The 24345-nt window shown below is 61.7% G+C and carries 27 protein-coding genes and 6 pseudogenes; 22 read left to right on the top strand and 11 right to left on the bottom strand.

All coding sequences use genetic code 11. The features are described 5' to 3' along the window. Positions 1–31: 31 nt before the first annotated feature. From ACFQT0_RS03015 to ACFQT0_RS02965, 10 genes and pseudogenes are all read left to right on the top strand, one after another. Positions 32–715 (top strand): TolC family protein, encoded by a 684-nt coding sequence (locus ACFQT0_RS03015; protein ID WP_380200277.1) that lies wholly within the window; start codon positions 32–34, stop codon positions 713–715. Between the two features lie 117 nt (positions 716–832). After that, the gene (locus tag ACFQT0_RS03010) at positions 833–1501 is read left to right on the top strand and encodes an ABC transporter ATP-binding protein (protein ID WP_380200275.1); all 669 of its coding nucleotides are present in this window, start codon (positions 833–835) and stop codon (positions 1499–1501) included. 99 nt (positions 1502–1600) lie between these two features. Continuing rightward, positions 1601–2863 carry an ABC transporter permease gene (locus tag ACFQT0_RS31510; protein WP_449272036.1) on the top strand — a complete coding sequence of 421 codons (1263 nt, stop codon included), beginning with the start codon at positions 1601–1603 and terminating at the stop codon, positions 2861–2863. Positions 2864–2911: 48 nt separating this feature from the next. Beyond that, the gene (locus ACFQT0_RS02995; protein WP_380200271.1) at positions 2912–4111 is read left to right on the top strand and encodes an ABC transporter permease; all 1200 of its coding nucleotides are present in this window, start codon (positions 2912–2914) and stop codon (positions 4109–4111) included. A gap of 99 nt (positions 4112–4210) precedes the next feature. Then, positions 4211–4315, top strand: a pseudogene (locus ACFQT0_RS02990) (hypothetical protein); the annotation flags it as partial. 100 nt (positions 4316–4415) lie between these two features. Next, positions 4416–5612, top strand: coding sequence for a sigma-54 dependent transcriptional regulator (locus ACFQT0_RS02985; RefSeq protein ID WP_380200269.1), 1197 nt, complete (start codon positions 4416–4418; stop codon positions 5610–5612). Positions 5613–5916: 304 nt separating this feature from the next. Beyond that, positions 5917–6324 (top strand): HAMP domain-containing protein, encoded by a 408-nt coding sequence (locus ACFQT0_RS02980; RefSeq protein WP_380200267.1) that lies wholly within the window; start codon positions 5917–5919, stop codon positions 6322–6324. Next, the gene (locus ACFQT0_RS02975; protein ID WP_380200265.1) at positions 6288–7049 is read left to right on the top strand and encodes a sensor histidine kinase; all 762 of its coding nucleotides are present in this window, start codon (positions 6288–6290) and stop codon (positions 7047–7049) included. Before ACFQT0_RS02980 ends, ACFQT0_RS02975 begins: the two co-directional genes overlap by 37 nt. A gap of 8 nt (positions 7050–7057) precedes the next feature. Continuing rightward, positions 7058–7216 carry an ATP-binding protein gene (locus tag ACFQT0_RS02970; RefSeq protein ID WP_380200263.1) on the top strand — a complete coding sequence of 53 codons (159 nt, stop codon included), beginning with the start codon at positions 7058–7060 and terminating at the stop codon, positions 7214–7216. A gap of 154 nt (positions 7217–7370) precedes the next feature. Further along, positions 7371–8690: an ammonium transporter gene (locus tag ACFQT0_RS02965; protein WP_380200261.1), complete on the top strand. Its 1320-nt coding sequence runs from the start codon at positions 7371–7373 to the stop codon at positions 8688–8690. A 9-nt stretch (positions 8691–8699) separates the two neighbouring features. On the opposite strand, the gene ACFQT0_RS02960 is transcribed toward ACFQT0_RS02965, so the two are convergent. The 7 genes and pseudogenes from ACFQT0_RS02960 to ACFQT0_RS02930 all read right to left on the bottom strand — a co-directional run bounded on the left by ACFQT0_RS02960 (position 8700) and on the right by ACFQT0_RS02930 (position 11975). Then, entirely contained in the window at positions 8700–9194 is a 495-nt protein-coding gene (locus ACFQT0_RS02960) for an SAM-dependent methyltransferase (RefSeq protein WP_380200259.1), read from the bottom strand. Then, a complete protein-coding gene (locus tag ACFQT0_RS02955; RefSeq protein WP_380200257.1) occupies positions 9167–9409 on the bottom strand; it encodes a hypothetical protein in 243 nt (80 codons plus the stop codon). The genes ACFQT0_RS02960 and ACFQT0_RS02955 overlap by 28 nt, the downstream gene beginning before the upstream one ends. A 167-nt stretch (positions 9410–9576) precedes the next feature. After that, positions 9577–10233, bottom strand: coding sequence for an RCC1 domain-containing protein (locus tag ACFQT0_RS02950; RefSeq protein WP_380200255.1), 657 nt, complete (start codon positions 10231–10233; stop codon positions 9577–9579). 88 nt (positions 10234–10321) lie between these two features. Continuing rightward, positions 10322–10477, bottom strand: a pseudogene (locus tag ACFQT0_RS02945) (hypothetical protein); the annotation flags it as partial. Then, positions 10461–10529, bottom strand: a pseudogene (locus ACFQT0_RS02940) (RCC1-like domain-containing protein); the annotation flags it as partial. The pseudogenes ACFQT0_RS02940 and ACFQT0_RS02945, both read right to left, overlap by 17 nt. Positions 10530–10566: 37 nt before the next feature. Continuing rightward, complete coding sequence (locus ACFQT0_RS02935; RefSeq protein ID WP_380200253.1) at positions 10567–10941, bottom strand: hypothetical protein; 375 nt, start codon at positions 10939–10941, stop codon at positions 10567–10569. A 251-nt stretch (positions 10942–11192) separates the two neighbouring features. Beyond that, complete coding sequence (locus tag ACFQT0_RS02930; RefSeq protein WP_380200251.1) at positions 11193–11975, bottom strand: alpha/beta fold hydrolase; 783 nt, start codon at positions 11973–11975, stop codon at positions 11193–11195. 251 nt (positions 11976–12226) lie between these two features. Between ACFQT0_RS02930 and ACFQT0_RS02925 the strand changes: the two genes are divergently transcribed. Together ACFQT0_RS02925 and ACFQT0_RS02920 are read left to right on the top strand one after the other, a co-directional pair. Beyond that, entirely contained in the window at positions 12227–13174 is a 948-nt protein-coding gene (locus ACFQT0_RS02925; protein ID WP_380200249.1) for a 3-oxoacyl-ACP synthase III family protein, read from the top strand. A gap of 212 nt (positions 13175–13386) precedes the next feature. Further along, positions 13387–13674 carry an aminoacyl-tRNA hydrolase gene (locus ACFQT0_RS02920; RefSeq protein WP_380200247.1) on the top strand — a complete coding sequence of 96 codons (288 nt, stop codon included), beginning with the start codon at positions 13387–13389 and terminating at the stop codon, positions 13672–13674. Positions 13675–13687: 13 nt separating this feature from the next. Here the strand turns inward: ACFQT0_RS02920 and ACFQT0_RS02915 are convergent, their stop codons facing one another. The 3 genes and pseudogenes from ACFQT0_RS02915 to ACFQT0_RS02905 form a co-directional block, all read right to left on the bottom strand. Next, positions 13688–14437, bottom strand: a complete 750-nt coding sequence (locus ACFQT0_RS02915) for an IS5 family transposase (RefSeq protein ID WP_380200245.1) — start codon at positions 14435–14437, stop codon at positions 13688–13690. A 103-nt stretch (positions 14438–14540) separates the two neighbouring features. Then, a complete protein-coding gene (gene mgtE / locus ACFQT0_RS02910) occupies positions 14541–15599 on the bottom strand; it encodes a magnesium transporter (RefSeq protein WP_380200243.1) in 1059 nt (352 codons plus the stop codon). A gap of 64 nt (positions 15600–15663) precedes the next feature. Next, positions 15664–15816 (bottom strand): annotated as a pseudogene (locus ACFQT0_RS02905) (magnesium transporter MgtE N-terminal domain-containing protein); the annotation flags it as partial. Positions 15817–16098: 282 nt separating this feature from the next. On the opposite strand from ACFQT0_RS02905, the gene ACFQT0_RS02900 reads away from it, so the two are divergent. From ACFQT0_RS02900 to ACFQT0_RS02890, 3 genes are all read left to right on the top strand, one after another. Then, entirely contained in the window at positions 16099–16392 is a 294-nt protein-coding gene (locus ACFQT0_RS02900; protein WP_380200241.1) for a hypothetical protein, read from the top strand. Then, on the top strand, positions 16281–16913 hold the full coding sequence (locus ACFQT0_RS02895; RefSeq protein WP_380205890.1) for a cyanophycinase: 633 nt from the start codon (positions 16281–16283) through the stop codon (positions 16911–16913). Before ACFQT0_RS02900 ends, ACFQT0_RS02895 begins: the two co-directional genes overlap by 112 nt. A 211-nt stretch (positions 16914–17124) precedes the next feature. After that, positions 17125–18111, top strand: a complete 987-nt coding sequence (locus ACFQT0_RS02890; RefSeq protein WP_380200239.1) for a toxin-antitoxin system YwqK family antitoxin — start codon at positions 17125–17127, stop codon at positions 18109–18111. 33 nt (positions 18112–18144) lie between these two features. On the opposite strand, the gene ACFQT0_RS02885 is transcribed toward ACFQT0_RS02890, so the two are convergent. Next, a complete protein-coding gene (locus tag ACFQT0_RS02885) occupies positions 18145–18504 on the bottom strand; it encodes a YraN family protein (RefSeq protein WP_380200237.1) in 360 nt (119 codons plus the stop codon). 143 nt (positions 18505–18647) lie between these two features. Between ACFQT0_RS02885 and lipB the strand changes: the two are divergent. The 7 genes and pseudogenes from lipB (at position 18648) to ACFQT0_RS02850 (ending at position 24304) form a co-directional block, all read left to right on the top strand. Further along, a pseudogene (gene lipB / locus ACFQT0_RS02880) lies at positions 18648–19465 on the top strand (lipoyl(octanoyl) transferase LipB). A 10-nt stretch (positions 19466–19475) separates the two neighbouring features. After that, positions 19476–19892, top strand: coding sequence for a hypothetical protein (locus ACFQT0_RS02875; RefSeq protein WP_380200235.1), 417 nt, complete (start codon positions 19476–19478; stop codon positions 19890–19892). Positions 19893–20005: 113 nt separating this feature from the next. Beyond that, positions 20006–20134, top strand: a complete 129-nt coding sequence (locus ACFQT0_RS02870; protein ID WP_380200233.1) for a hypothetical protein — start codon at positions 20006–20008, stop codon at positions 20132–20134. A 2-nt stretch (positions 20135–20136) separates the two neighbouring features. Beyond that, entirely contained in the window at positions 20137–21051 is a 915-nt protein-coding gene (locus ACFQT0_RS02865; RefSeq protein WP_380200231.1) for an MraY family glycosyltransferase, read from the top strand. A 403-nt stretch (positions 21052–21454) separates the two neighbouring features. Beyond that, on the top strand, positions 21455–22249 hold the full coding sequence (locus ACFQT0_RS02860) for a DUF4271 domain-containing protein (protein WP_380200229.1): 795 nt from the start codon (positions 21455–21457) through the stop codon (positions 22247–22249). Positions 22250–22326: 77 nt separating this feature from the next. Further along, a pseudogene (locus tag ACFQT0_RS02855) lies at positions 22327–23156 on the top strand (uroporphyrinogen-III synthase). A 155-nt stretch (positions 23157–23311) separates the two neighbouring features. After that, positions 23312–24304 (top strand): PorP/SprF family type IX secretion system membrane protein, encoded by a 993-nt coding sequence (locus tag ACFQT0_RS02850; protein ID WP_380200227.1) that lies wholly within the window; start codon positions 23312–23314, stop codon positions 24302–24304. Positions 24305–24345: the final 41 nt, after the last annotated feature.

The following is a 24345-nucleotide window of genomic DNA, read 5'->3' as shown; positions in this document are numbered from 1 at the left end:
CAGGCTCAGCGCCCAGAACGCTACCGTGGACTTGCAGGCCTACACCGGCCTGGCCGACGCGCCGGCGCTGGTAGTGCCCGCCTCGGCGCCCCGGCCGGCCGTGCTGCCCGCCCGCGCCCTGGAGCAGGCCCGCCAAAACCGCAGCGCCACGCTGGCCTTCCGCCGCCGGCTGCTGCTGGCCGAGCGCGACGTGGCCCAGGCCCGCGGTACCACCGGCTTCCAGGCCACGCTCCTGGCCAACATGGGCTACGTGAACCAGGCCGCCAACCTCGTCGACACTTACCAGAACCTGCAAAACCAGCAGCGGGTGAGTTTGGCCTTCAGCCTGCCGCTGGTGGACTGGGGCCGCCAGAAGTCCATCATCAAAACCGCCGAGCTCGCCCGCGATCAGGTGCAGCACAACGTGGCCCAGGAAGAGCGCAGCTTCGAGCAAACCGTGCTCAGCCAGTCCGGCCAGCTCCCCGCCCTGGGCGAGCAGGCGCGCCTCGCGGGCCGGGCCGACTCGCTGGCCCAGCGCCGCTACGACATAGCCCGCGCCACCTACGTGCTGGGCCGCATCAGCCTCACCGATTTGACCCTGGCCTCGGTGGCCAAGGACAGCGCCCGGCGCGGCTACATCGCCGCCCTGCGTGCGGGCTGGGTGGCCTACTACCGCCTGCGGGCCCTCACCCTGTATGACTTTGAGCGCCAGCAGCCGCTGGTGGCCAACCAATAACTTTTTCTGCAACTTTCTTCCTCTCTTTTTCACTCCCATGGCAAACCCGCTCACTTCCTCCGCCCCTGATGTCCGCCCGCTGCCCGCCAGTGGCCCGGCACCGGCCGACGCCACCCCGTGCTGCGGCTGGTCGATGTCGAAAAAGTTTACCAGACCGACACCATTGAGACCGTGGCCCTGAACCGCGTGAACCTGGTCATCAACCGCGGCGAGTTTGTGTCGGTGATGGGGCCCAGCGGCTGCGGCAAGTCCACGCTACTCAGCCTCATGGGCTTGCTCGACGAGCCCACCAGCGGCACGATTGAGGTGGACGGCCGCCCCGTGCGCTCCTACACCGACAAGGAACTGGCAGGATTGCGCAACCTGAAAATCGGCTTCGTCTTCCAGAGCTACCACCTGATAAACGACCTCGCCGTGCTCGACAACGTGGAGCTGCCCCTGCTCTACCGCCCGGGCCTGAGCGGCAAGGAGCGCCGCCAGCGCGCCCTCAATGCCCTCGACAAAGTGGGCCTGAGCGCCCGCACCACGCACTTTCCCAGCCAGCTCTCGGGCGGGCAGCGCCAGCGCGTGGCCATTGCCCGGGCCCTGGCCGGCAACCCCGAAATCATCCTGGCCGACGAACCCACCGGCAACCTCGACTCGGTGATGGGCGAGGAAATCATGGACCTGCTGCTGGGCCTGAACGAGCGCGAGGGCGTGACCATCGTGATGGTGACCCACGACGAGCGCCAGGCCCTGAAGACCGAGCGGGTCATCCGGTTTTTCGACGGCAGCCAAGTGGGTTAATTAAGAATGAAGAATGAGGAATAAAGAATGGGTGGCTGGGCTACCCGCTTTGCTCAATAATTCCTCATCCGTCATTCCTCATTCTTTATTGAAAAAGTCATGCTTACCAATTACTTAAAAATTGCCTGGAAGGTGCTCTTGCGGCGCAAGTTCTTCACCTTTATTTCTCTTTTCGGCATCAGTTTTACGCTGATGATTATGCTGGTGGTGATGGCCATGGTGAACCACGTGAGCGGGGCCCAGGCGCCGGAAAAGCGCATCGACCGAATGCTTTTCGTGAGCTCACTCAACCAGCAGCCTGCGCGACGGCGGGAACATGAATTCGCCCATGAGTGCTCACTTCATCGACCGGTACGTGCGGACCCTGAAGACGCCCGCCACAGTGGCGCTGACGTCGATGACCTCGACGGCTACCTCTTTCGCCAACAACGAGAGCCTAAGCCTGGATGTGCGCTACACCGACGGGAATTTCTGGAAGGTAACCGATTTCGAATTTCTCGACGGCCGCCCGTTCACGGGCCAGGAGGTGAGCCGTGCCGACCGGGTGTGTGTCATCAGCGAACATACAGCGCGGGCTTTTTTGGTACGACCAAAGGCGTGGCCGGGCGCGTGGTGGAGCTGGGCATATACCGCTACCGCATCGCGGGGGTGGTGCCCAACGTGCCGGTTATCCGCCTCTACAGCAGCGCCGACGTGTGGGTGCCCTACACCTTGAGTACCAGCTTCCGCAACGATAGCCGCCTGGACGGCGAATTCATTCCCATTCTGCTGGCGGGCCCCGGCGCCGATGCGCTGCCGGCCATCCGTGCCGAGTTTGAGCAGATGATGCGCCGGGTCGAAGTACCCGACCCCAAGGCCGTGAAGAAACTATCGGCTCACGCCGACCCGGCGCTGGCCAGCATTACGCGGCAACTTACCAACCATGTCACCACCGAAGACGACGGCATGGGTGTTTTTCTGCTGGGCTGCACGGTTCTCGGGCTGCTGTTTATGCTGCTGCCGGCGCTGAATCTGGTGAACCTGAATGTGACGCGCATCCTGGAGCGCTCCAGCGAAATCGGCGTACGTAAAGCATTTGGGGCCTCGGGCGGGGCGCTGGTGGGCCAGTTTCTGGTCGAAAACCTGGTGCTCGCCGGGGTAGGCGGCTTGCTGGGGCTAGGGCTGGCAGCCGGGGCGCTGTACCTGCTCAACGGTAGCCACTTCATTGCCTATTCGCATTTTGGGCTCAATTGGTGGGCTTTTGGCTGGGGCATGGGGCTGGCCGTGGTGTTTGGTCTGATGAGTGGTGTGTACCCCGCTTGGAAAATGTCGCGCCTCCACCCCATGGACGCGCTGCGCGGCAGCAGCGGCGGACCCCAATAGGGCACCGCCGGCCGCGCCTATTACCCCTCACTCTTTTACTTTCCTCCCATGGTACGCCACCTTTTTCGCTTAATCTGGAACCGTAAACGGTCCAACGTTCTCCTGCTTTCCGAGATATTCTTCTCCTTCGTTGTCTTGTTTGGCGTGGCCACGCTGCTATTCAACTTTGGCCGTAACTACGTGCAGCCGTTCGGCTTTAACCACGACAACGTATGGCGGCTGACCATCGCAGCCGGCCAGGGCGAAAAATGCCGCGCGCACAGGCTCGACGATGTGCTGCGCCAGGTGCGCGCGTTGCCGGGTGTGCAGGAAATAGCCCTCACCAGCTTCAACACGCCCTTCCGCTTCAGCACCATGAACGACGACTTTGCCCGCGGCACCAAGAAGCTGAGCCGGGTAGACCGCTACGATGCCGACGACCAGTATGGCCCCCTTTTTGGCCTGAAGCTGCGGGAAGGCCGGTGGTTTAACGCCAGCGACGATGCCGCCACCCGCCCGCTGGCGGTCATCAGCCAGGATACCCGTGAGGCGCTGTTTGGGCCCGGTGAACCCGCCGTGGGTAAGCTTTTTCGGACCAACCACCAGTTCGGCGGCGACGCTCCCAAAGAATACCAGGTGGTGGGCGTGGTAGACAAGGTGCGCATGGGCGGCGACTTTGCGGCCCCCACGCCCTCGGTGTGGGTGCGCCTTACTGCGCACGACACCACCAGTTGGGAGAGTGCCACCGTACTGGTGCGCGTGGCCCCGGGGCAGGGCGCGCGCCTGCAGCAGCGCATCGTGCACACTGTGGCCGGCCTCACCCGCCAGTGGAGCACGCAGGTATACGCGCTGGAAAACGACCGGCTCGACAAACTGAAGCCCACCCTGGCGCCGCTGATAGCCCTAGCGGTGGTGGGTATTTTTCTGGTGGTGAATGTGGCATTGGGTCTGTTTGGGGTGCTGTGGTACAACATCAGCCAGCGCCGCGCCGAAATTGGGCTGCGTCGTGCCCTGGGCGCTACCGGCCCGGGCATCGGCCGACAGTTTCTGGGTGAGGTGCTGGTGCTGACCACGCTGGGCGTGCTGGCGGGTAGCCTGCTAGCGGTGCAGTTTCCGCTGCTAGGCGCTTTTGAAATAGAGCCGTCGGTCTACCTCATGGCCATGCTCCTGGCCACCGGGATAATCTATGTGCTGGCGGCCGGGTGTGCCTGGCAGCCGAGCCGGCTGGCGGCCGCCATTCAGCCAGCCGTGGCCTTACGGGAGGAGTAAGCTCAAGCTGGCTACCGCCCGCCTCAACAGCCTCCCGACGCTCAGTAGCTGACTAACCCCGGAGAACTTTAATTTGCGCTTTATTTATATAGTATTGCCATGTTTCTCATCGTCGATGATGACCTCGCTATCCGCACCTCGCTGAAGCTCCTGCTGAAGCAAGGCGGCTACGCGGCCGAGGCGGTAGCAACGCCCGAAGAAGCCCTGCGCGTGGTGCGCGAAACGCAGCCCCGCCTGGTGCTGATGGACATGAACTTCTCACTCGATACCAGCGGCCACGACGGCCTCGAGCCTGCTTGCTCAGGTGAAGCACATTGCCCCGCAAGTGCCGGTTATCCTCATCACGGGCTGGGGCTCCATCGGCCTGGCCGTGGCGGGCATGAAAGCCGGCGCGGCCGAGTTTGTGACCAAGCCCTGGCACAACGACGCCCTGCTGCAAACCATCCGCACGGTGCTGCGCCTGCACGAAAACCAGGGCGACCACGCTGCCACCGAGGCCGACGCACCTGCCGCCCAGCGCCGCGCGCTCGACAAGCAGTACCGCTTCGGCGACATCATCGGGCAGGATGCGCAGCTGCTCCACGTGCTGCGCCAAGTGGGCCAGGTAGCCGCCACCGATGCCTCCGTGCTCATCGAAGGCGAAAGCGGTACCGGCAAGGAGCTGATTGCCGAGGCCATTCACCGCAATAGCGAGCGACGCCACGGGCCCTTCGTGAAGGTAAATCTGGGCGGTATCTCGGCCTCGCTGTTTGAAAGCGAAATGTTCGGCCACCGCCGCGGCGCCTTCACCGATGCCAAAGCCGACCGCCTGGGCCGCTTCGAGATGGCCAACGGCGGCACCATTTTCCTCGACGAAATCGGGGAGCTGGAAATGGCCAGCCAGGTGAAGCTGCTGCGCGTGCTGCAAGACCGCACCTACGAAGTGCTCGGCGACAGCAAGCCCCGCCGCCTCGACATTCGCGTCATCGCCGCCACCAACCGCAACCTGGCCGAGATGGTGCAGCAGGGCCGCTTTCGCGAAGACCTGTTCTACCGCATCAACCTGATTACGGTGCGCCTGCCCGCCCTGCGCGAGCGCGCCCAGGACATTCCCCTGCTCACCCAGCACTTCGTCGACCAGCTGCGCGCCACCTACCACCGGCCCGCGCTCAAGGTGGGCGCCCGCGCCCTGCACTGGCTGCGCGAGCAGTCTTTGCCCGGCAACATCCGCGAGCTCAAGAACCTGGTGGAGCGCGCCGTGCTCGTGAGCGGCAAAGACGAGCCTGGGCCCCGAGGATTTCCAGGCCAATGCCCAGCGCCTGCCCGTGCGGCCCCCGCCCCCGGCGAGCTGCCCACCCCCGGCACCATGACACTCGACGAGCTGGAAGCCCAAATGATTCGGCAAGCCCTCACGCACTACGAGGGCAATATCAGCCGCGTAGCAAAAGCGTTGGGCCTGAGCCGTGGGGCGCTATACAGGAGGCTAGAGAAGCACGCCATTCCTTATGATACGGTGGAGTAGCGGCATGCAAAGAGAAGCCAAGAAAAAGAACGTCATGCAGAGCGCAGCGAAGCATCTTTACCGCGTAACTAACCCAATCAGCTCAACGAAGCGGTAAAGATGCTTCGCTGCGCTCTGCATGACAAACGGCTTTAGTATAATGCCTTAGGGCCATTCCGGAGTCAGTGTATAGACCACTGCTTGTAGCGCGGACTTTGCAGTCCGCGTCCCCGGCGGACACCCGAACGGCGCGGGGACGCGGACTACAGAGTCCGCGCTACGGTACACCAAGCCCTTAAACTGTTTTAGCAAGGCGCTTTCATCCATGACGCTCCGCACCAAGTTTCTACTGTTCGTCGTCATCATCCACGCCGTGCTTATTGCGCTGGCGGCGCAGCTGCGCACCACCAACCCGGTGCTGTTTGTGGCTTCGGAGGTGCTCCTGCTGGTGAGCATCTACCTCACTGTGCAGCTCTACCAGGGCTTTGTGCGGCCGTTCCAGCTCATTGCGGCGGGCACCACGGCCATTCAGGCCAAGGACTTCTCGATGAAGTTTGTGCCCGTGGGCCAGCAGGAGATGGACCAGCTCATCAACGTCTACAACCAGATGATTGACGCGCTCCGGCACGAGCGGGTGAGCCAGCACGAAAAAGCTTTCTGCTTGAGCGCCTTATCCAGGCTTCCCCGGCGGGCATTATGCTGCTGGATTTTGACGGCCGCATTGAGGAAGTGAACGCCGCCGCCGAACGGTTCCTAGGCCAATCGACAGCCGCGCTGCACGGCAAGCTGCCGGCCCATTTGCCCGGGGCCTGGGGCCCAGCCCTGGCGGCGCTCGCCGAGAGCAAGCCGCAGTCGCTGCGCCTCTCCGGCCTGCAAACCTACCGAACCCACACGGCCCACTTTCTGGACCGGGGCTTCACGCGCCGCTTTATTGTGCTGGAAGAGCTAACCCAGGAGCTGATTCAGCAGGAAAAGCAGGCGTATGGCAAGCTGATTCGGATGATGTCGCACGAAATCAACAACTCCATCGGCGCCATCAATTCCATTCTGCACAGCTTCTACCACTACGCGCCCCAGCCGGGCCCCGACGACCGGCCCGATTACACCCAAGCCCTCGACGTCAGCATTGCCCGCAACACCCAGCTGGCCAACTTCATTGGCAACTTTGCCCGCCTGGTCCGGCTGCCTCCTCCTTCGCCCCAGCCCACCGACCTGCACGCCTTGCTGCGCAGCATCTGCCGGCTGCTGCAGCCCCAGAGCGAGGAACGCCACATCAAGTGGCACATGGATTTTCCCAGCACGCCGCTGTTCCTCAACCTCGACGCCCAGCAAATGGAGCAGGCCCTTCTCAACATTGCCAAAAATGCCCTCGAAGCCATCGGGCGCAACGGCAACATCTGGGTGCGCACCACCGCCCAGCCGCCTTCGGTAGTCATCGAAAACGACGGCCCCCGCTAACGCCTGAGGTGAGCCAGCGCTTGTTCACGCCGTTCTTCAGCACCAAGCGCGACGGGCAGGGCATTGGGCTAACGCTGGTTCGGGACATTCTGCTGGCCCACGGCTTCACGTTTCAGCTGCAAACCGAGGCAACCGGACATACCGCTTTCCGCATCAACCTGCTTTAGTCGTAATTGTGCATATTGGTGGAAATATCCTTTAAAAAGAGGGTGGTTTTGCTTTAAATCGTGTGAAAATTTATTCAAGTACCCTAAATATTTAAGGTCAATTAAGAAATGTGTGTAATTTAGGGGTGATATGACCTCTAAAATTATACCGGTGATGACTCGCAAACAGTACTTGGCTTCGGCCTGCTTGGGCATTCTTCTAACGCTGGCGCTGGTAGCCGCCCTGCTGCCCCAGGACCACCCCGACGCGCAACCCAATGCCTTTGTGCCGGCCGACCTAGCCTGGATGCTCACGGCCTCGGGCCTCGTGCTGTTTATGGTGCCGGGCCTGGCGTTTTTCTACGGCGGCATGGTGAGCAAGCGCAGTGTCATCTCCACCATGCTGCAGAGCTTTATTGCGCTGGGCGTCATATCGGTGCTGTGGTACGTGGTGGGCTTTTCGCTGGCATTTGGCGACAGTCTTGGCGGGGTCATTGGCAATCCGCTGACGTTTTTGCTCTTCAACCACGTGGGCACGGCGCCGCACGCACGGCTGGCGCCCAACCTGCCGCTGGTGCTATATGCGGCATTTCAGCTCAAGTTTGCCATTATCACGCCGGCGCTCATCAGCGGCGCCTTTGCCGAGCGGATTCGGTTTTGGGGCTACCTGCTGTTCATGTGCCTGTTTAGCCTGTGCATCTACTGCCCGCTGGCCCACTGGACCTGGCACCCCGATGGCTTCCTGTTTAAATGGGGCGTGCTCGACTTTGCAGGTGGCACGGTGGTACACATTTCGGCCGGCTTTGCCGCCCTGGCCGGCGCCCTGGCCTTGGGCCGACGCGAGGCCCACAAGGCTGGCCACCAGCACATTCCGGTGAACATCCCGTTTGTGCTGCTGGGTACGGGCCTGCTGTGGTTTGGCTGGTTTGGCTTCAACTCCGGCTCGGCCCTGGCAGCCAATACCGTAGCGGTGCAGGCCTTTTTCACCACGCACATGGCCTCGGCGGCCGCCATGCTCACCTGGATGCTGATTGAAGCCGTACGCGGGCAGCGCCCCTCGGCCGTGGGCGCGGCAATAGGCGCAGTGGTGGGCCTGGTGGCCATTACGCCCGCGGCGGGCTACGTAAGCTACGGGCCGGCCCTGTTCATTGGTGCGAGCGCCGCGGCCATCAGCGCCTGGGCTGTGGCCATGAAAAACCGCACGACGCTCGACGACACCCTCGACGTATTTCCCTGCCACGGTGTGGGCGGCATCGTGGGAATGATTATGACGGCTGTTTTTGCCAAGGAAGGTGGCCTGATTACCGGCTCACCCACCTTGCTTCTGCATCATCTGGGTGCGCTGGCCTTTATTTCGGCCTTCACCTTCGGCGGCTCGTTTCTACTCTATAAGTTCACCAACCTGCTGATTCCGATTCGGGTGAACGCCCGCCACGAAGCCGACGGCCTCGATGTCAGCCAGCACGGCGAAACAATTTTGGCCATGGCCAGCTAGCCTGTTGGGCTACGTGCCGATGACGAACACCGTCGGAATCTTGTGCAGCTCTGGTGCCGGCAGCCGGCGCCAGTCCGAGACCGGCAGGGTCTTAATGAACTCGCCGGCGCCCGTGACATCGGCGGCCACACAGAGGCGGGTGCCGGGCTGCAGGTGCGCCAGCAAGTCGCTGAATAGTGACCCGTTGCGATAAGGGGTCTCGATAAACAGCTGCGACTGCTGCCGCTGCTGGGCCTCGCGCTCCAGCGTTTTGATGGCAGCTGCGCGCGGCGCTTTCTCAATGGGCAGGTAGCCATGGAAAGCAAACTGCTGTCCGTTCAGGCCCGAGGCCATCAGGGCCAGTAACAGCGAAGACGGCCCCACCAACGGCACCACTTTCAGGCCCTGCCGGTGGGCTTCGCGCACCAGCGCGGCGCCGGGGTCGGCAATGCCCGGGCAGCCGGCTTCGCTCAGAATGCCGCCGTCGAGGCCTTCTTTCACCAGCGGTACCAGGGCCGCACGCACCTCCGCGTCGGTGCTGTCTTTGTCGATGACGGTGAAGCGAATGTCCTCGATGACGCGGTGGGGGCCACGCTTTTCACAAAGCGCCGGGCCGTGCGGGCATTCTCCACCAGGAAATAGGGGAGGGTGCCCACGGCCGTTACCACCTGCGGCGGCAGCACTTGCGGGGCCGTGTCGTCGGCCAGAGGGGTAGGGATGAGGTAAAGGGTGGCGGGCATGGGCAGCGGATGTGAAGGCGCAAAGGAACGGCGCGGCCGGTTGCCGGGCCAGCCACCAGTATTTCCTCGGCTGTCTTCTGCACGTCAATACAACCCCGGGGCGTAGCGGCTGACGGGATTCGCCAGTCGCTACGCCCCGGGGTTGTATTGAGAATTCTTCCCCAGATTTAGGGACGACCGTCGTCTTTCGAACGCACAATCATCATGTAGCTGGGGGATTCCGGCAGCTCATCCATCAGGCGGTTGTCGTTGAGGCCCCAGGGCTCTACGCCTCTCGAGGAGCTCATGTCGCCGCTGCTGCCCGCTGTTTGCTGCGAAGTAAGGGCGGGGTCCTGGGGCAGGGGGCGGCTTTGGTTCTGGGTGGTGCCGTTGCCCAATTGTCCGTGTACGTTGGCACCCCAGGTGCAGAGCTGGCCATCGGCGGTGTAAGCCAAGCTATGGAAGCCCCCACTGGCTATGCCCGCCCAGGTGGCGGCCGGCGCGTTTTCGGGCTTTGCTACTGGTGCCGGGCTTAGCTGCCACGTGGTGGTGCCATCGCCCGCCTGGCCCGCGCAGTTGTTGCCCCATGCCACCAAGCGGCCGTCGGCGCTCAGGGCCAGCGAGTGCGCATCGCCGGCGGCTACCCGCGTCCACACCGTGCGGGCCAGGCGGGGAGCCAGGGAAATGGGCTCGGGTAGAGCATTCAGGGCGTACTCCTGGTTGGCGAGCTGGCCAAAACGGTTGGAGCCCCAGCCGTACAGGCGGCCGTCTTTGGTCACGGCCAAGGTGTGGAACCGGCCCGTGGCCACGTGGGCCCAGCGCAGGCCGGCCAGCTTCTTGGTCATCCCGACTGCTACGGGCACCAGCGAACGGGTGGTGGAGCCATCTCCCAGGCTGGCCGTAGTCGTTGCTGCCCCAGGCATACAGCCGGCCATCGGCCGTGAGGCCGAGCGTGTGGCCGTTGCCGGCTGCCACCTCGGCCCAGGTGGTGTTGGCTGCGCTCAGTGGGAGCGGCACTTCGGCGGGGGTGGTGCGGGCGTTGGTGAAACCAGTGCCGAGCCTGGCCGCTGGTGTTGTAGCCCCAGGCATACAGCCGGCCGTCGGTGGTGAGGGCCAGGGAGTGCGAGGTGCCCGCGGCCAGCTGCTTCCAGGTGGCATTGGCCGCCGAGGCGGGTAGCTCAACGGCTACGGGGGTGAGGTGCGAGGTGTTGGTGCCGTCGCCGAGCCTGGCCGTGCTGGTTGCTGCCCCAGGCGAAGATGCGGCCGTCGGTGGTCAGGGCAAGGGTGTGCGAGGTGCCGGTGGCTACCGTGGTCCACCGGGTGGTGGGGTCTTGGGGCATCACCTGCACCGGCGTGGCGCTGGCAGTGGCGGTGCCATTGCCCAACTGGCCTTCCAGGTTGAGGCCCCACGTCCAGAGGGTGCCATCGGGGCGGATGCTCGCGGAGTGGTGGGTGCTGGCGGCGATGGTGGGCGCCGGAACCTGGGCAGTGGCCGCTCCGGCACTGAAGAGCAGGCACAGCCCACCCCACAGCGGGATTGATTTGAGTTGCATGATGGATTGCAGAAAAGAGGTGAGAAAGTTTTTTTGTCTCCTAGGTCAGACAACGCTATAGATGGCGCCTGGAAATAACGGTTGTCTCAAGCCATGAAAAATTTTCACAAAACCGTGTTTTCGCAGCGTTTTGGCCGAAAAAATTAGCGGCCCCGCCATCGTGCGGAGCCGCTAATTGCGACATGGTTGGGCTTATAGAAACTGCGATTCGGGGTCACAGCCCAGGTTGGGCTGGAAGTTGAGCCAAAACGCTATTGCTTCACAAAGGCCTGCACCAGGCGGAACACTTCTTCCGGCTTTTCGGCGTGCAGCCAGTGGCCGGCATCGACCACGGTTTCTACCTGCGAGTTGGGGAAGAGCGCCGGGATGCCGTACAGCTTATCCTCGGCCGTTATGTAGTTCGACTTCCCGCCCCGGACAAACAAAGTGGGCTTCAGAAACGGATGCGCGGCCGTGGTTTCCTCGCCCACCGCGGGCATCGAGTCCACCAGCGTATCCAGATTGATGCGCCAGGCAAAGGAGTTGTCTTCGCGGCGGTACAGGTTCTTGAGCAGGAACTGCCGCACGCCCACCTGCGGAATGTGCCGGGCCATGGCCTCATCGGCTTGCTGCCGGCTTTCCAGGGTGGCGAGTGGCACGGCGCGCAAGCCCTCCAGAATGTCGTCCTGGTGCTGCATGTCGGAGAAGCGCGGGGCAATGTCGAGCACCAGCAGGCGGGCCAGGCGGTCGGGGTAGTCCAGGGCGAAGCGCATGGCCACTTTGCCGCCCATGCTGTGGCCCATCAGCGAGGCATCGGGGCCCAGGCCCAGGTGGTCGAATAGCGCCAGCACGTCCTGGGCCATGAGGGCGTAGGTGTGCTCCTTGCTTTGGAAGGAACGGCCGTGGTTGCGCAAATCCACGCTGATGACGCGCAGCCCGGCTTCGGTGGCCCAGCGGCGGGCCAGCGTTTGCCAGTTATCGAGGGTGCCAAACAGGCCGTGGAGGATAACCAGGGGCCGGCCCTGGCCTTGGTCGAGGTAATGAAGCAAAGGCATGGGGCAAAAATAGCGAAGACCCGGCCCCCGGTCAGGCCTTTACTAGGCTTGTGCCGCACGGCCCGCTTCGGGTTCAATCACAAGAGCATAGCACGTTGGTTTAGTTAGCCGGGGCCTTCTGTTGTTAACTGTTATGGCGCCAGAGTGTATAAAATTCGGGCATATCGGGGGCAGTCCGGCTGCCGCGGGCCCGGCGCCGTACCTTTGTTTGGCCGCACGGCGCGCAAGAATATCCCACCCAACACCACTCTGTGTACCTTCATCATGTGGCTGCCTACCTTCCGGAGGCAGTCGTAACCAATGCTCACTTCACTCGCCTGAATGGCCTAGCCGACGAGTGGATAATTGAGCGAACCGGTATTCGGGAGCGTCGCAAAGCGGGCCCCGGCGAAAATGCCAACACCATGGCCATCGCGGCTACCCGCGCCGTATTGGCCGCTGCGCCGGCTTTTGCCCAGGATTCGATAGACCTGGTAGTGGCGGGCACCTACACGCCGCACGATACCATCTTCACGGCCGCCCACGCCGTGCAGCGCTACCTCGATATCAACGAGATTCCGACGGTGAGCATCTCCTCGGCCTGCTCTTCCCTGCTTAATGCCGTGGAGATAGTGGAGGGCTACTTTGCCATGGGCAAGGCCACCCGCGCCATTGTGGTGGTCACCGAGCACAACACGGCCTACAACAACGAGGAAGACACCATGGCCGGCCACTTGTGGGGCGATGGCGCCGCGGCCCTGCTCATTTCCAAGGAGCGCATCAGCCCCGACGACCTGAGCATTGCCGAGGTCATCACCGGTGGGGCCGCGCCCGTGAGCAAAGCCGACGAATCGGTGACGCTCAAGCCGGTAGACAAAGGCATTGTGATGCCGTTTGGCCGCGACGTATTTCAGCAGGCCTGCCTCTACATGGCCAAGGTGACGCAAATCCTGCTCGACAAGCACCACATTGCCACGCCGGACCTGACCTACCTCATCCCGCACCAGGCCAACCTGCGCATCTCGAAAAATGTGGTGAAGCAGCTCGGCATCGACCCGGCCCGGGCAGTGAATAACATCGACCGCCTCGGCAACACCGGCTGTGCCGGCGCCGCCATCGGCCTGGCCGAGGTCTGGGACACGCTCAAGGGCGGCGACAAGGTGATAATCACGGTTTTTGGCGGTGGGTATTCCTACGGCGCCATGCTGCTGAATAAATAGTTGTGAGTTTTTAGTGATGAATTATGAATTGTCAGCCTAAAGACGTCTGATGCTTAACTCATAATTTATCACTCAAAACTCATAACTAAAACCAGTGCTAGCTCCCGCCGACGCCTTTCTGCCCGAAATAATCTTCCAGACCAGCCGCTCCAGCGGCCCCGGCGGGCAGAACGTCAACAAGGTGGAATCACGGGTTGAGCCTGCGCTTTCATGTGCAAAACTCGCAGGTGCTCAGCGACAGCCAGAAAGTATTGATTCTGGAGAAGTTGAGCCAGCAGCTTACGGCCGAAGGCTTGCTCCTCATCACGGCCCAGGACGACCGCAGCCAGCTGCGCAACAAGGAAATTGCCCTGGTCCGCTTTCACGAGCCTGCTGCAAAAAGCCTGCGCCGGCCCAAGCCCCGCAAGGCCACCAAGCCCAGCAAAAGCGCCGTCCGCAAGCGCCTTGAAGGCAAGAAGCTGCAGGGCGAGAAAAAGGCCAATCGCCGACGGCTGGACTAGGGTGTGTGGACAATTAGAGCAACCAGACGAGAGTAGCGGCGCAATGCGCGAAAGCGAGAAAGGAGGCGCCCGTTTTTTCATAGCGCGTGGCCAGGCGTCGGTACTGCTTGAGGCGGTTGAAGAAGCGCTCGACTTTGTTGCGGTCAGCGTAGAGGTTGCGGTCCAGCACCCGCGCCACGCGCCGGCTGCGCTTGCTGGGCACGACGAGGGCCGCGCCGGTTTGGGCGCAGCCGGCCACGAGGGCATCGGTGTCGTAGGCCTTGTCGGCCAGCACGGCCCCCACCGCCAATCCGGCCAGCAAGTCCGCGGCCACGGTGCAATCGGCCTGCTGTCCAGGCGTCAACCGCAAGCGCAGCGGGTTGCCCAGCGCGTCTACGACGACGTGGAGCTTGCTGGTGAACCCGCCGCGCGAACGGCCCAGCGCTTCGGCTAGGGCACTGCTTTTTTGCCCCGCGGCGTGCTGGTGGGCCCGCACGCTGGTGGAATCGAGCATGGCCCAGTCCAGGTCCGGGTCTTGTACGGCCTCGAATACGCGTTGCCAGACGCCTTTCTGCGCCCAGCGGCGGAAGCGGCGGTACGTGGAGTTCCACGGCCCGAACCGCTCGGGCAAATCGCGCCACGGCGCGCCGCTGCGGGCAATCCAGAGCACGGCGTTTAAAAACAAGCGGTTGTCTGCCGCCGAGCGGCCGGCATCGCCGGCTTTGCCCGGCAACAGGGGCGCTAATCGCGCCCAATCGGCATCTTTGAGTTCATAGCGTCGCACCACCCAAAGGTCGGCGATTGTCCACACACCCTAGCAACTGAGCTCAGCTCAGCTTTTCCAGCACTGGACCAGGCAGGACGCAGTTCCCTGGCAGAGGCTGTGCTTACAGCAGCGTGCCTTGCAGCATGGCTGTAGCCACTGAGAAGTAAATGATGAGGCCCGTCACGTCTACCAGCGTGGCTACGAAGGGCGCCGAAGCAGTGGCGGGGTCAAGTCCCAGGCGCTTGAGCAGCATGGGCAGCATAGCGCCCGCCAAAGCTCCCCACAACACAATGCCCAGCAGCGAGATGCCTACCGTAACGGCAATCAACTGCCAATACGGGCCGAAGTAGCCGGGGTCTATAACCGTGGCCCAGAGCACGATACGAAACGAGCCCACTACGCCCAGGATAAGGCCCAGCAGCAAGCCCGACTGCAGCTCGCGCCGCATTACCAGCCACCAGTCGCTCAGCCTGAACTCACCCAGGCTCATGGCCCGGATAATAAGCGAGGTAGCCTGCGAACCGGCATTGCCCCCAGCCGAGATAATAAGCGGAATGAACAAGCCCAGCACGGCGGCTTTCTGCAGGTCGTCTTCGAAGTGGTGCATGGCCGAGGTGGTCAGCATCTCGCCGATGAGCAGGATTACCAGCCAGCCGGCCCGCTTTTTCACCATGCCCCATATTGAGGTAGCCAGGTACGGCTCGTCGAGGGCTTCGGAGCCGCCGAGCTTCTGCATGTCCTCGGTGTCTTCCTGCTCCCGAATGCTCAGGATGTCGTCGATGGTGACGATGCCCAGCAAAATGCCCTGGTCCGAAACCACGGGCAGGGCGTTGCGGTCGTTACGGCGGAACACGTCGATGGCTTCTTCCTGGTCCTGGTTGGCGTGCAGCTGCACAAAGCGGCGGTCCATGAGGTCGCGCACCCGGGCTGTGGGTGCGGCCAGCAGAAACTCGCGGATGCGGATGTCGTCGAGCAACACGCCCTGGGCATCGGTCACGTAAAGCATGCTCAGCGTTTCGGACTGCCCGCCGTGCTGGCGGATGTAGTCGAGCACCTGCTGCACCGTCCACGTCTCGCGAATGGCGATGTAGTCGGGCGTCATCAGGCGGCCCACCGACTCTTCGGGGTAGCCCAGCAGCTGCAGGGTCACCTTGCGCTCCTCTTCCGAAAGGCTCTGCACCAGGCTCGGCCACGAAGTTGGCGGGCAGGAACTCGAGCAGGGTGGTGCGGTCGTCCGGCGACATCTCGTTGAGGATGTCGGCCATCTTGTCCTGGGCCAGGTTGTCGAGAAAGTGCCGCTGGATTTCCAGGTCGAGGTACTCGAACACCTCCGTGGCCAGCTTCAGCGGCAGCAGCCGGAAGATGATGAGCCTGCTCGCGTTCCTCTTCCTCCTCAATAAGGGTAACCAGGCTCCGAGGGCTGAAACTCGCGGAGCACCTCCTTCAGCTTGAAAAATTCGCCCTCCTGAATCAGGGACGTGATGGTTTCCACGGACTGCGGCTGCATGAAAAGAGGGCGGAGAGTGCTTCGCTAGGCAAGCGGACTAGATAGGAGAGGAGGCGTGGCCCCACAAAAGTAGGGCTAAAGCACAGCTTCGGGCCAAAAATAACCGTTAGGCAACGGGGCGGGCGCCGCTTCAACCCAAAACCGCCATCTTGCCGCCTCTAAACCCGTGCCAATGCCTCTTACCTCTTCCGTTGCCGCGCCGCGCGGTACCCTTGTTATGCTGGGCGGTGGCGACGACGACCCCATGCTGGCCCTGCTGGCCGGCCTGCTGCCCGGCCCGTCGGCCATTATCGAGGTGCTCACCACGGCCACCCGCCGGCAGCCCGCCCGCACCGCCGCCGCCTACGCCCACTCCTGGCACCACTGGACTGCCCCCACGTCCGGCATTTATGGGTCGACGAAACCCACCCGGCCGACGACCCCAGCACGCTGGAGCGCCTGCGCAAGGCCACGCTCCTGTTCATGAGCGGGGGCGACCAGGAGCGCCTCACCGACTTTCTGCTGGGCACCGAGTTCCTGACTGTACTAAAGGACAAGTACCAGCACGAACCCGGCTTTATTGTGGCCGGCACCAGCGCCGGGGCGTCGGCCATGGCCGAGGTTATGCTGGTGTACGGCCATGGCTGGCGCAGCCTTAAGAAGGGCCGCATCGAGGTGAAGCCCGGTCTGGGCCTGCTGCCTGGCGTGCTGCTCGACCAGCACTTTGCCGAGCGCGGCCGCTATCCCCGCCTGATGCACGCCGTACTGGACCAGCCGACGCTGCTGGGCATTGGGCTGAGCGAGGAAACCGGCCTCATCGTGCGCCCCGACCAGCCGGTGGAGGTATTCGGCGACGAAGTGGTGGTGGTGGTCGACGCTTCCGAAACCACGCACAACAACCTGGCCGACTTGGCGCACGACCAGATTATCAGCGGCCACCGGCTGCACGTGCACCTGCTGGTGGCCGGCCAGCGCCTGGACTTGAATACGAGGGAGGTAATGCAGTGACGGAGGAGTTGGCTCAGGGGTGAGCCACTGCCCAAAACCGCTTTCCCCAACCTTGCCCAACCGCCTTCCCTAGCCTCAACCCTATCTCGGCCCGTCCGGAGCGAGGGCACCAAACCGACCTACATTTGCGTTGATGCCGCGATATTATTCCGTGCTGTTCATGCGTATTTTCAGTTTGTGGCTGCGGCCGCTGCGTTCCCTGAGTTTGGCAATGGTGCTGTGCACCCTGCTGCCGTGGGCGTGTACCCGCAAAAGTGTATCCTTCAACAGCAACCCCGAGCAGCCCATCGTGGCCGCGCTTGGGGCGGATACACTCACCCGCACCGCCGATTCGCTCAACGGCAAGCCTTCGCTTAGCACCGCTCGCAAGGTGGTGATTACCAAGGAGCAGGAGCGCGCCGCCAAGGAGGCTGAGAAAGAAGCTCAACGCAAGCCCAAGAAGAAAAAGAAGGTTTTTCTGGGCGAGAAAATCAAGCGGGGATTTGCCAAGAGCGGGCCAAAGGGACGCAACCAGGTGGTGGAGGTGTTCTACTTCCTCAAAACCCCCATGCCGCTCAATGCCTACGCCCCGGCCCACTATTACTTCGACACCAAGAAGCACAAAATCCTGAAGCTGGCGGCGATAGAAGAGGACGAACCCTCGCTCAAAATCCTGCACGGCCCCTACAAAAAGCTGCAAAACAACAAGGTAATTGAAACCGGCTACTACGCCCTGGGTACCCGGCATCTGCGTTGGGAAAGGTTCGATAAAAATGGCGTGCTGCTGAGCAAAGTCCACTACGAAATGGGCTTCCCGCGCGATGCCAACGTGAGCTACTACGGCGAAGACCGCAGCCTCATCAACGAAGTGGTGCCGTACGTGAACGGCAAGCTGGAAGGCGACTACGCCAAGTTCCTCATCAACGGACAGGCCGACTGGCGCGGCCAGTTCGAGAACGGCAAGCGAGTGGGCGTCTGGAGCAAGTACTGGGGCTTTCGCAACCGCCGGCGCTACGAGTACAAGTACGGCGAGTCCGGCTACGACCCGGAAGTAACCGAGCCCGAGCTCATTCGGGAGTTCAACCGCAACGCCACCGTCATCTACGACAAGGAGAAGAACATCGACAAGCGCGGCCAGCCCGAGGCCGAAGACCGGCCCGGAATGCGCCGGTCCGTGCCCCGCGCCGCGCCCAAGGTGTCGCCAAAGCGGTCGAAGTAAGCCAGCTCAATTTAGTTGGCTCAACAATCTGGCTCAATAAAAGGCATCCTCGAAGTGCTCGAGGCGGAAGCCCTGGCTGAGCAGCGTCAGCGCGACGATGTCGAAGCGAATGTCGCCGCGCCAGTCAAGCTCTTCCTGCAAGTGCGTGGCGGCCAAGCGGAACAACTCCTTTTTGCGGGTCGAGACAAACGTTTCGGGCGGGCCGTACTGGCCGGAGGACCGGGTTTTGACTTCCACAAAAACGAGCAGCGTGGCGCCCTGGCGCATCACCAGGTCCACCTCGGCCCGGCCGTGCCGGTAGCCTCGGGCCACTACCTCGTAGCCCAGCGCCTGGAAATGGCCGGCGGCCGCGTCTTCGCCGGCCTGGCCGAGTGCATGGGGAGAGTGCGCCATAAGGCAAGCGACGGGTTGAGCTAAAGGATTTGCCGGCAAGCCAGCATACGTCGGCCGGGGCTAAAGTGGTTGGTCCAAGCAGGGTGTCGCCTAAAGCTTACGGCGCTTAGTACCTTTGCGTCCCGTTTCATCAACCCACGCACATGGCCTCATCCGTAGAACAGTTCCCGTCCCAACTGCTCGACGCCTCCCGCCCCGACGACGCCAGCGCGTCTTCTAATCGGGTGCTTCGCGTGCAGCGTTTGGGATTGGTAGACTACGTGCCCACCTGGCATCTGCAGGAGGAGCTGATGGAGGCCACAATGGCCATCAAGGTCCAGAACCGCCAGGCCGAAGCTGCCGGCATCGCGCCGGCGCCCACGCCCAACCACCTGCTGCTCTGCGAGCATCCGCACACGTATACCTTAGGAAAGAGCGGCAAGCCCGAGCACCTGCTACTCGATGAGGAAGCTTTGGTCACGCACGGCGCCAGCTTTCACCGCATCAACCGGGGAGGGGACATCACCTACCACGGCCCCGGCCGCCTGGTGGGCTACCCCATCCTCGACCTCGACAATTTCCGGCCCGATATCCACTGGTACCTGCGCACGCTGGAGGAAGCCGTCATCCGCACGCTGGCCGGGTACGGCCTGAACGCCGGGCGCATCGCCGGCCTCACCGGCGTGTGGCTGGACTGGGAAGCCGGCGCGCCCAACCCCGCAAAATCTGCGCCCTCGGCGTGAAGTGCAGCCGTTGGGTCACGCTCCACGGCTTCGCCCTGAACGTAAACCCCGACCTTTCTTATTTCGGCCACATCGTGCCCTGCGGCATCACCGACAAGGCCGTGACCTCTCTGGCACAAGAGTTGGGGAATGCCCGGGCCGTTTCCGTGGCCGACGTGCAGGAGCGGCTGCTGCCCCATCTGCTCGAACTATTCGATGCCGCTGGCTCGTCGGGTTCCTCGGCTTGGCCTACCAAATAATGCATAAGCTGTGAAACAAGACATCTCTTTCGACCCGGTAGAAGGCGTTTCGGTGGCCATCATGCCTTCCGACAATGGCTCAATGCCCGCCGACGAAACCACCTGGCAAGTGTTCTTACTCAACCACAATGCCTTCCCGCTCGAGAACGTCATTGTAAATGCTTACGGCTACGGCCTCAAGCAGGACGGAGAAAGCGTGCGCACCTCCACTCTGCGCTACTTATTCGAGGAGGTGCCGCCCCGCACGGCCGTGCCCATCGAACCCATCGACCCGGCCCTGTTTCACCTCAACAACCAGTACTGGGTGAGCTACTACCGGGGCGCTAAGATTTTTGATAAGAAATTCATTTTCGTGCCCGATTCCATCGTGCCTGACAACTTTACCCACATTGCCCTGCTCGAGGGGGTCGGCGTACTGCACAGCTAATGGCTCAACCAGTTGCTTCTCCCGCAACGTGGCTCTCCCCGTGGCTCTACCCTGCTTAATTTCGTAACGTATTATTTATGAGTCATTTCGATATTCCTTTAGGCTTGTCCTGGATGTGGGCCTTTTTGGTGTCGCTGTTCGCCGTCCCGTCCATTATCTACATCGCGCACCTCAAAAACATGCTCGATACGCCCAACGGGCGCACCGTGCACCAGTCGCTCACGCCCCGCCTGGGGGCGTAGCGGTGTTTGCCGGCTTCATGTCGGCCCTCACCATTTTTGGCCCGCTCGAGAACGGGGCCAAAGAGCTGCTGGCCGGCTGCATCATCCTGTTCTTCGTGGGGCTGAAAGACGACCTGGTGGGCATGTCGGTATCCAAGAAGTTTGTGGGCCGCCTGCTGGCCACGGGCATTGTGATGGTAATGGCCGACGTGCGCATCACCAGCTTTCAGGGCATTCTGGGCATCGGCACGCTGCCGGTGGGCGTTAGCTACGCGTTTACGCTGGGCGTCATCGTGGGTATCACCAATGCCATCAACCTCATCGACGGCCTCGACGGCCTGGCCGGCACCATCGTGCTGATTATCTGCAGCACTTTTGGGTACTACTTCTACGCGTACGGGGGCGCCAGCTTCGGCAACTACGCATTCGTGGCCGTTTGCCTTATCGGTGGGCTGCTGGGTTTCCTGCGCTATAACTTCCACCGGGCACCCATCTTCATGGGCGACACCGGCTCGCTGGTGTGCGGCTTTATTGTCTCGGTGCTGGCAATTCAGTTCATTGAGATGGGACTGCGCGTGGGCCAGCCGTTCGGTTCATCTTCGCCATCGGTGGCAGTAGGCATTTTGTTTGTGCCTCTGTTCGACACGCTGCGCGTGTTCTCGCTGCGGATGCTGGCCGGCCGCTCGCCCTTTTCGCCCGACAAAAACCACATTCACCACCGCATCCTGGCCATGGGCTTCCAGCAAATCAGCACGGTTTTGCTGCTGGGCTTGCTCAATATCATCGTCATTCTGTTCGTTATTCGGTTTGCCGCCATTGGCAATACCTTGCTCATCGCGGCGCTGGCCGGCTTCTCGGCCTTGCTCAGTGTCTTCTTTGGGGTATACCAAAGCCGGATTTCCCGCCGCCAGCTCATGGCTGCCGAAAGCGCCAATTAACCAGCATGCTACCCAAGGCCCCGTTGCGTAAGTCGTGGTTGCTCCCCTGGAGCCTCGCGCTGGTAATGTGGGCCGTGTGGCACCCCGCCCGGGCCAGCGAGTACCGGCAGCTGCCGCCGGCTTCGCCCACGTCCCTGTCGGCCGATTGGCTTATCCACGACGCGGCCCGCAACCGCCTCATCTTCTACCTGCCCGGCTACCACCAGCCGAGTCACGTGTACTACCAATGGGTGCAGATACGCCGCAACGAGCCGTTCCCCCTGTCCTTCGCGGCGCAGCCCGGCCTTAGCCTGTTTCTGGACAATCAGCTCATTTTCACCGCTGAAAAAGCTACGGCTTATTCGTTGGACCTGGCGCACCTGCTGCCGGCTCAACTAGAGCCCGGCCGGCATCTGCTGGCCGTGTGGCAGCCCGACGGCTGGCCGGCGCTGGCTTCCTTCTCGGGCGCAGGCACCGGCAGTGCGGCTGTGCCGGGCCAGCCCACCGCCCAGGCCGGGCAAGCGCAGCCACGGCTGCCCGGCCCCCAGGGCCAGAACGTGTATCTGGGCTTTTTGCTGGTGCTGGGCCTTTCGTATGGCGCCGTGCGCTCCACGTACCAGCCGGGCCTGGCGCGCATTTTCCAGTTGGAGGAGCTGTTCGGCAATGGCAGCGACCAGCAGGCTTTTTGGTCAAGCCCGCGTTTTCGCTGCTCAACCTGCTGCTGGTGTTTCTTTTTGCCTTGTCGTTTTCGCTACTGCTCACGGCCATTCACACCGATTTGCAGAACCTGCCGCTGCTGCGCCGTTTCTTCAACGTACCCGAAACCGCCATCGTGGCGCGCGTGCTTTTGTACACGGCCATCATCACCACCTTCGTCTTCAGCAAGTACTTATATGTAAACCTGCTGGCCTACATCTTCGGTCTGCAGCCGATGGTGGACCTGCAGTACCGCGAGTTCTTGCGCACTACGCTCCTCGCGGGTTTGTTCCTGCCGCTGGTTTTGTTGCTTTATCTTAGCCTCAACAGTAGTTACCCGCTTACTGTGGCGTGGGCAGCGAGTTCGGTTATCGGCATTGTGCTTATCGGCACCGTCCTGCGGGTAGCCCACACCTTGCACCGGCATACTTCCCTGCTTAATCTACATTTGTTTGCATACCTTTGCGCCACTGAAGTACTGCCTTTACTGGTTTTACTTAAACTAATCGTTTTTACGTACTGATTGGCTTTCGCCGTTTCGTCTGTAATAGCCCCTTTTTCCTCCTCTTATTGTCCTAGCATTACCCTTTTATTTCCTGTATGGCCGAGAGTGCAGAGAAGCCGGGCACAGGCCGGCATGCCAAGCGCATCAGTAGTATCCTGGTTACCCAGCCCAAGCCCACCAACGACGTATCCCCCTACTTCGCCATTGCCGAGAAATACGGCATTCAGGTCGATTTCCGGGAATTCATCGACGTGCAGCCCGTATCCTATAAGGATTTTAGGCGCGAAAAAATCAATATAACGGAGTTCACAGCTGTGATTTTCACCAGCCGGAACGCCGTGGACCACTTTTTTCGCATTTGCCAGGAAGCCAAGCTGGAGATGCCGGCGGAGATGAAGTACTTCTGCATTTCCGAGCAGACGGCTAACTACCTCCAGAAGTACATCGTGCTGCGCAAGCGCAAGCTGTTTGTGGGCCAGCGCACGGCGGCCGACTTGTTTGAAGTCATCAAAAAGCACAAAGGCGAGAATTTCTTGTACCCGTGCTCGGATATTCGCAAGGACGACCTGCCGGTATTCATGCGGGCCAACAACCTTAAGTTTTCGGAGGCGGTGATTTACCGCACCGTGGCCAGCGACCTGTCTGACCTGTCGGATGTGAAGTACGACTGCATTGCGTTTTTCAGCCCCTCGGGCATCACTCGCTTTTCATCAACTTTCCGGACTTTGTGCAGGACGGCACGCGCATCGCTGCTTTTGGGCCCACCACGGCCAAGGCGGTTATTGACGCCGGGCTCATCCTCGACATCGAGGCGCCCCACCCCAACGCGCCTTCCATGACGGGGGCCATCGAGGCCTACATTCGGCGGCACTCGCTGACGGAAGTAGGGAAGGCCGGTTCCAGGAACGCGAACCCAAGCTCCTAAGCAACTTAAACAACTGGGAACCGGCGTAACCTACCGTTGCGCCGGTTTTTTTGGTGGAATTTTTCGGAGACTGTTTTTGACTTACATTTGGAAGCTATTCCTACCGTAGCCTCTTGGTCCCCCTTCCGCTTCCACTCCCGGCCGCTCTGCTTCAAATGAAAGTAACGTTACTCGCGACTCTGCTGCTCACTGCTGCAGCTAGTACTGTGCTTGCTCAGCAGCAGCCCCAGTTTACTCATTACGGGCTCAACGGGATGTACTTAAACCCCGCATACGCCGGCATCAAGGGCCAGGGCGAGGTGAGTCTGATTGGACGCTACCAGTACCTGAACTACAACGGCACCTTCGACGGCGGCGGCTCGCCGCGCACCGGCCTGATTACGGCTTCGCTGCCCGTGCTCGCCCTCAAGGGCGGCGTGGGCCTGGCCGTGTACTACGACCAGGTAGGCCAGTCGAAAATGACCAACGCCGCCCTTTCCTATTCGCAGCACATCAAACTCGGTTCGGGCACGCTGGGCCTGGGGGTTCAGGGCATCTACACCTACCTGAGCAAAGGCACTTACAATGCCATCGACCCGGAAGACGTGAACGTGCCCAAAGACGCCTCCGACAGCAAATTTGATGCGGGCGCCGGGGTATGGTACGAATCACCAAAATTCTATGCCGGCCTGAGCCTAAACAACCTGGCGCGCTCCGAGTACTCGTTCAAGAGCGCGGGTACCAAGGGCACGGTGAGCAAGTACCTGGCCGAGAACCACGCCTATTTTACCGCGGGCTACAATATTGAAGCGACTTCTTCCGTTGTCGTAACGCCCATGGCATTGATTAAAGCGGTTTTACCTGGCGATTTTTCGAGCAGCAGCAAATTTGATAGCAAAAACTACTCTTTTGAAGGCGGTGTTCGGGCCACTATCGACGATAAGTATTGGATAGGAGCGAACTACCGTCACGAAGAATCTGTTTCGGGCCTTCTTGGCTTGAGCTTTGCTAAGGACAACGCCATGCGCGTTGGGTATGCGTTCGACTTCATTGCCTTCAATCAAGATGCCCGAGCACTGAGCTCACACGAAATTATGCTTTCCTACCGTTTGCCCAAGCCCGGGCTGATTACCCGCCCGGCCATCCGCACACCTCGCTACAGCTTCTAATCTTCCTATTTTATCAGCATTTCTGCAAAGCTCGATTATTA

The organism is Hymenobacter humi (assembly GCF_042665855.1).
GTDB classification, from domain to species: Bacteria; Bacteroidota; Bacteroidia; order Cytophagales; family Hymenobacteraceae; genus Hymenobacter; species Hymenobacter humi.
The sequence above is the reverse complement of the archived record's forward strand: the minus strand, read 5'-3'. Positions and strand labels throughout refer to the sequence as shown.

Bases quoted from the DNA above. Each gene is read 5' to 3' on its own strand.
- ACFQT0_RS31510 (WP_449272036.1), top strand. From the start codon at position 1,601: ATGCTTACCAATTACTTAAAAATTGCCTGGAAGGTGCTCTTGCGGCGC.
- ACFQT0_RS02995 (WP_380200271.1), top strand. From the start codon at position 2,912: ATGGTACGCCACCTTTTTCGCTTAATCTGGAACCGTAAACGGTCCAAC.
- ACFQT0_RS02980 (WP_380200267.1), top strand. From the start codon at position 5,917: ATGACGCTCCGCACCAAGTTTCTACTGTTCGTCGTCATCATCCACGCC.
- ACFQT0_RS02975 (WP_380200265.1), top strand. From the start codon at position 6,288: ATGCTGCTGGATTTTGACGGCCGCATTGAGGAAGTGAACGCCGCCGCC.
- ACFQT0_RS02965 (WP_380200261.1), top strand. From the start codon at position 7,371: ATGACTCGCAAACAGTACTTGGCTTCGGCCTGCTTGGGCATTCTTCTA.
- ACFQT0_RS02955 (WP_380200257.1), bottom strand. From the start codon at position 9,409: ATGCCCGCCACCCTTTACCTCATCCCTACCCCTCTGGCCGACGACACG.
- ACFQT0_RS02950 (WP_380200255.1), bottom strand. From the start codon at position 10,233: ATGACCAAGAAGCTGGCCGGCCTGCGCTGGGCCCACGTGGCCACGGGC.
- ACFQT0_RS02935 (WP_380200253.1), bottom strand. From the start codon at position 10,941: ATGCAACTCAAATCAATCCCGCTGTGGGGTGGGCTGTGCCTGCTCTTC.
- ACFQT0_RS02930 (WP_380200251.1), bottom strand. From the start codon at position 11,975: ATGCCTTTGCTTCATTACCTCGACCAAGGCCAGGGCCGGCCCCTGGTT.
- ACFQT0_RS02900 (WP_380200241.1), top strand. From the start codon at position 16,099: ATGCCTCTTACCTCTTCCGTTGCCGCGCCGCGCGGTACCCTTGTTATG.
- ACFQT0_RS02890 (WP_380200239.1), top strand. From the start codon at position 17,125: ATGGTGCTGTGCACCCTGCTGCCGTGGGCGTGTACCCGCAAAAGTGTA.
- ACFQT0_RS02885 (WP_380200237.1), bottom strand. From the start codon at position 18,504: ATGGCGCACTCTCCCCATGCACTCGGCCAGGCCGGCGAAGACGCGGCC.
- ACFQT0_RS02870 (WP_380200233.1), top strand. From the start codon at position 20,006: ATGTGGGCCTTTTTGGTGTCGCTGTTCGCCGTCCCGTCCATTATCTAC.
- ACFQT0_RS02850 (WP_380200227.1), top strand. From the start codon at position 23,312: ATGAAAGTAACGTTACTCGCGACTCTGCTGCTCACTGCTGCAGCTAGT.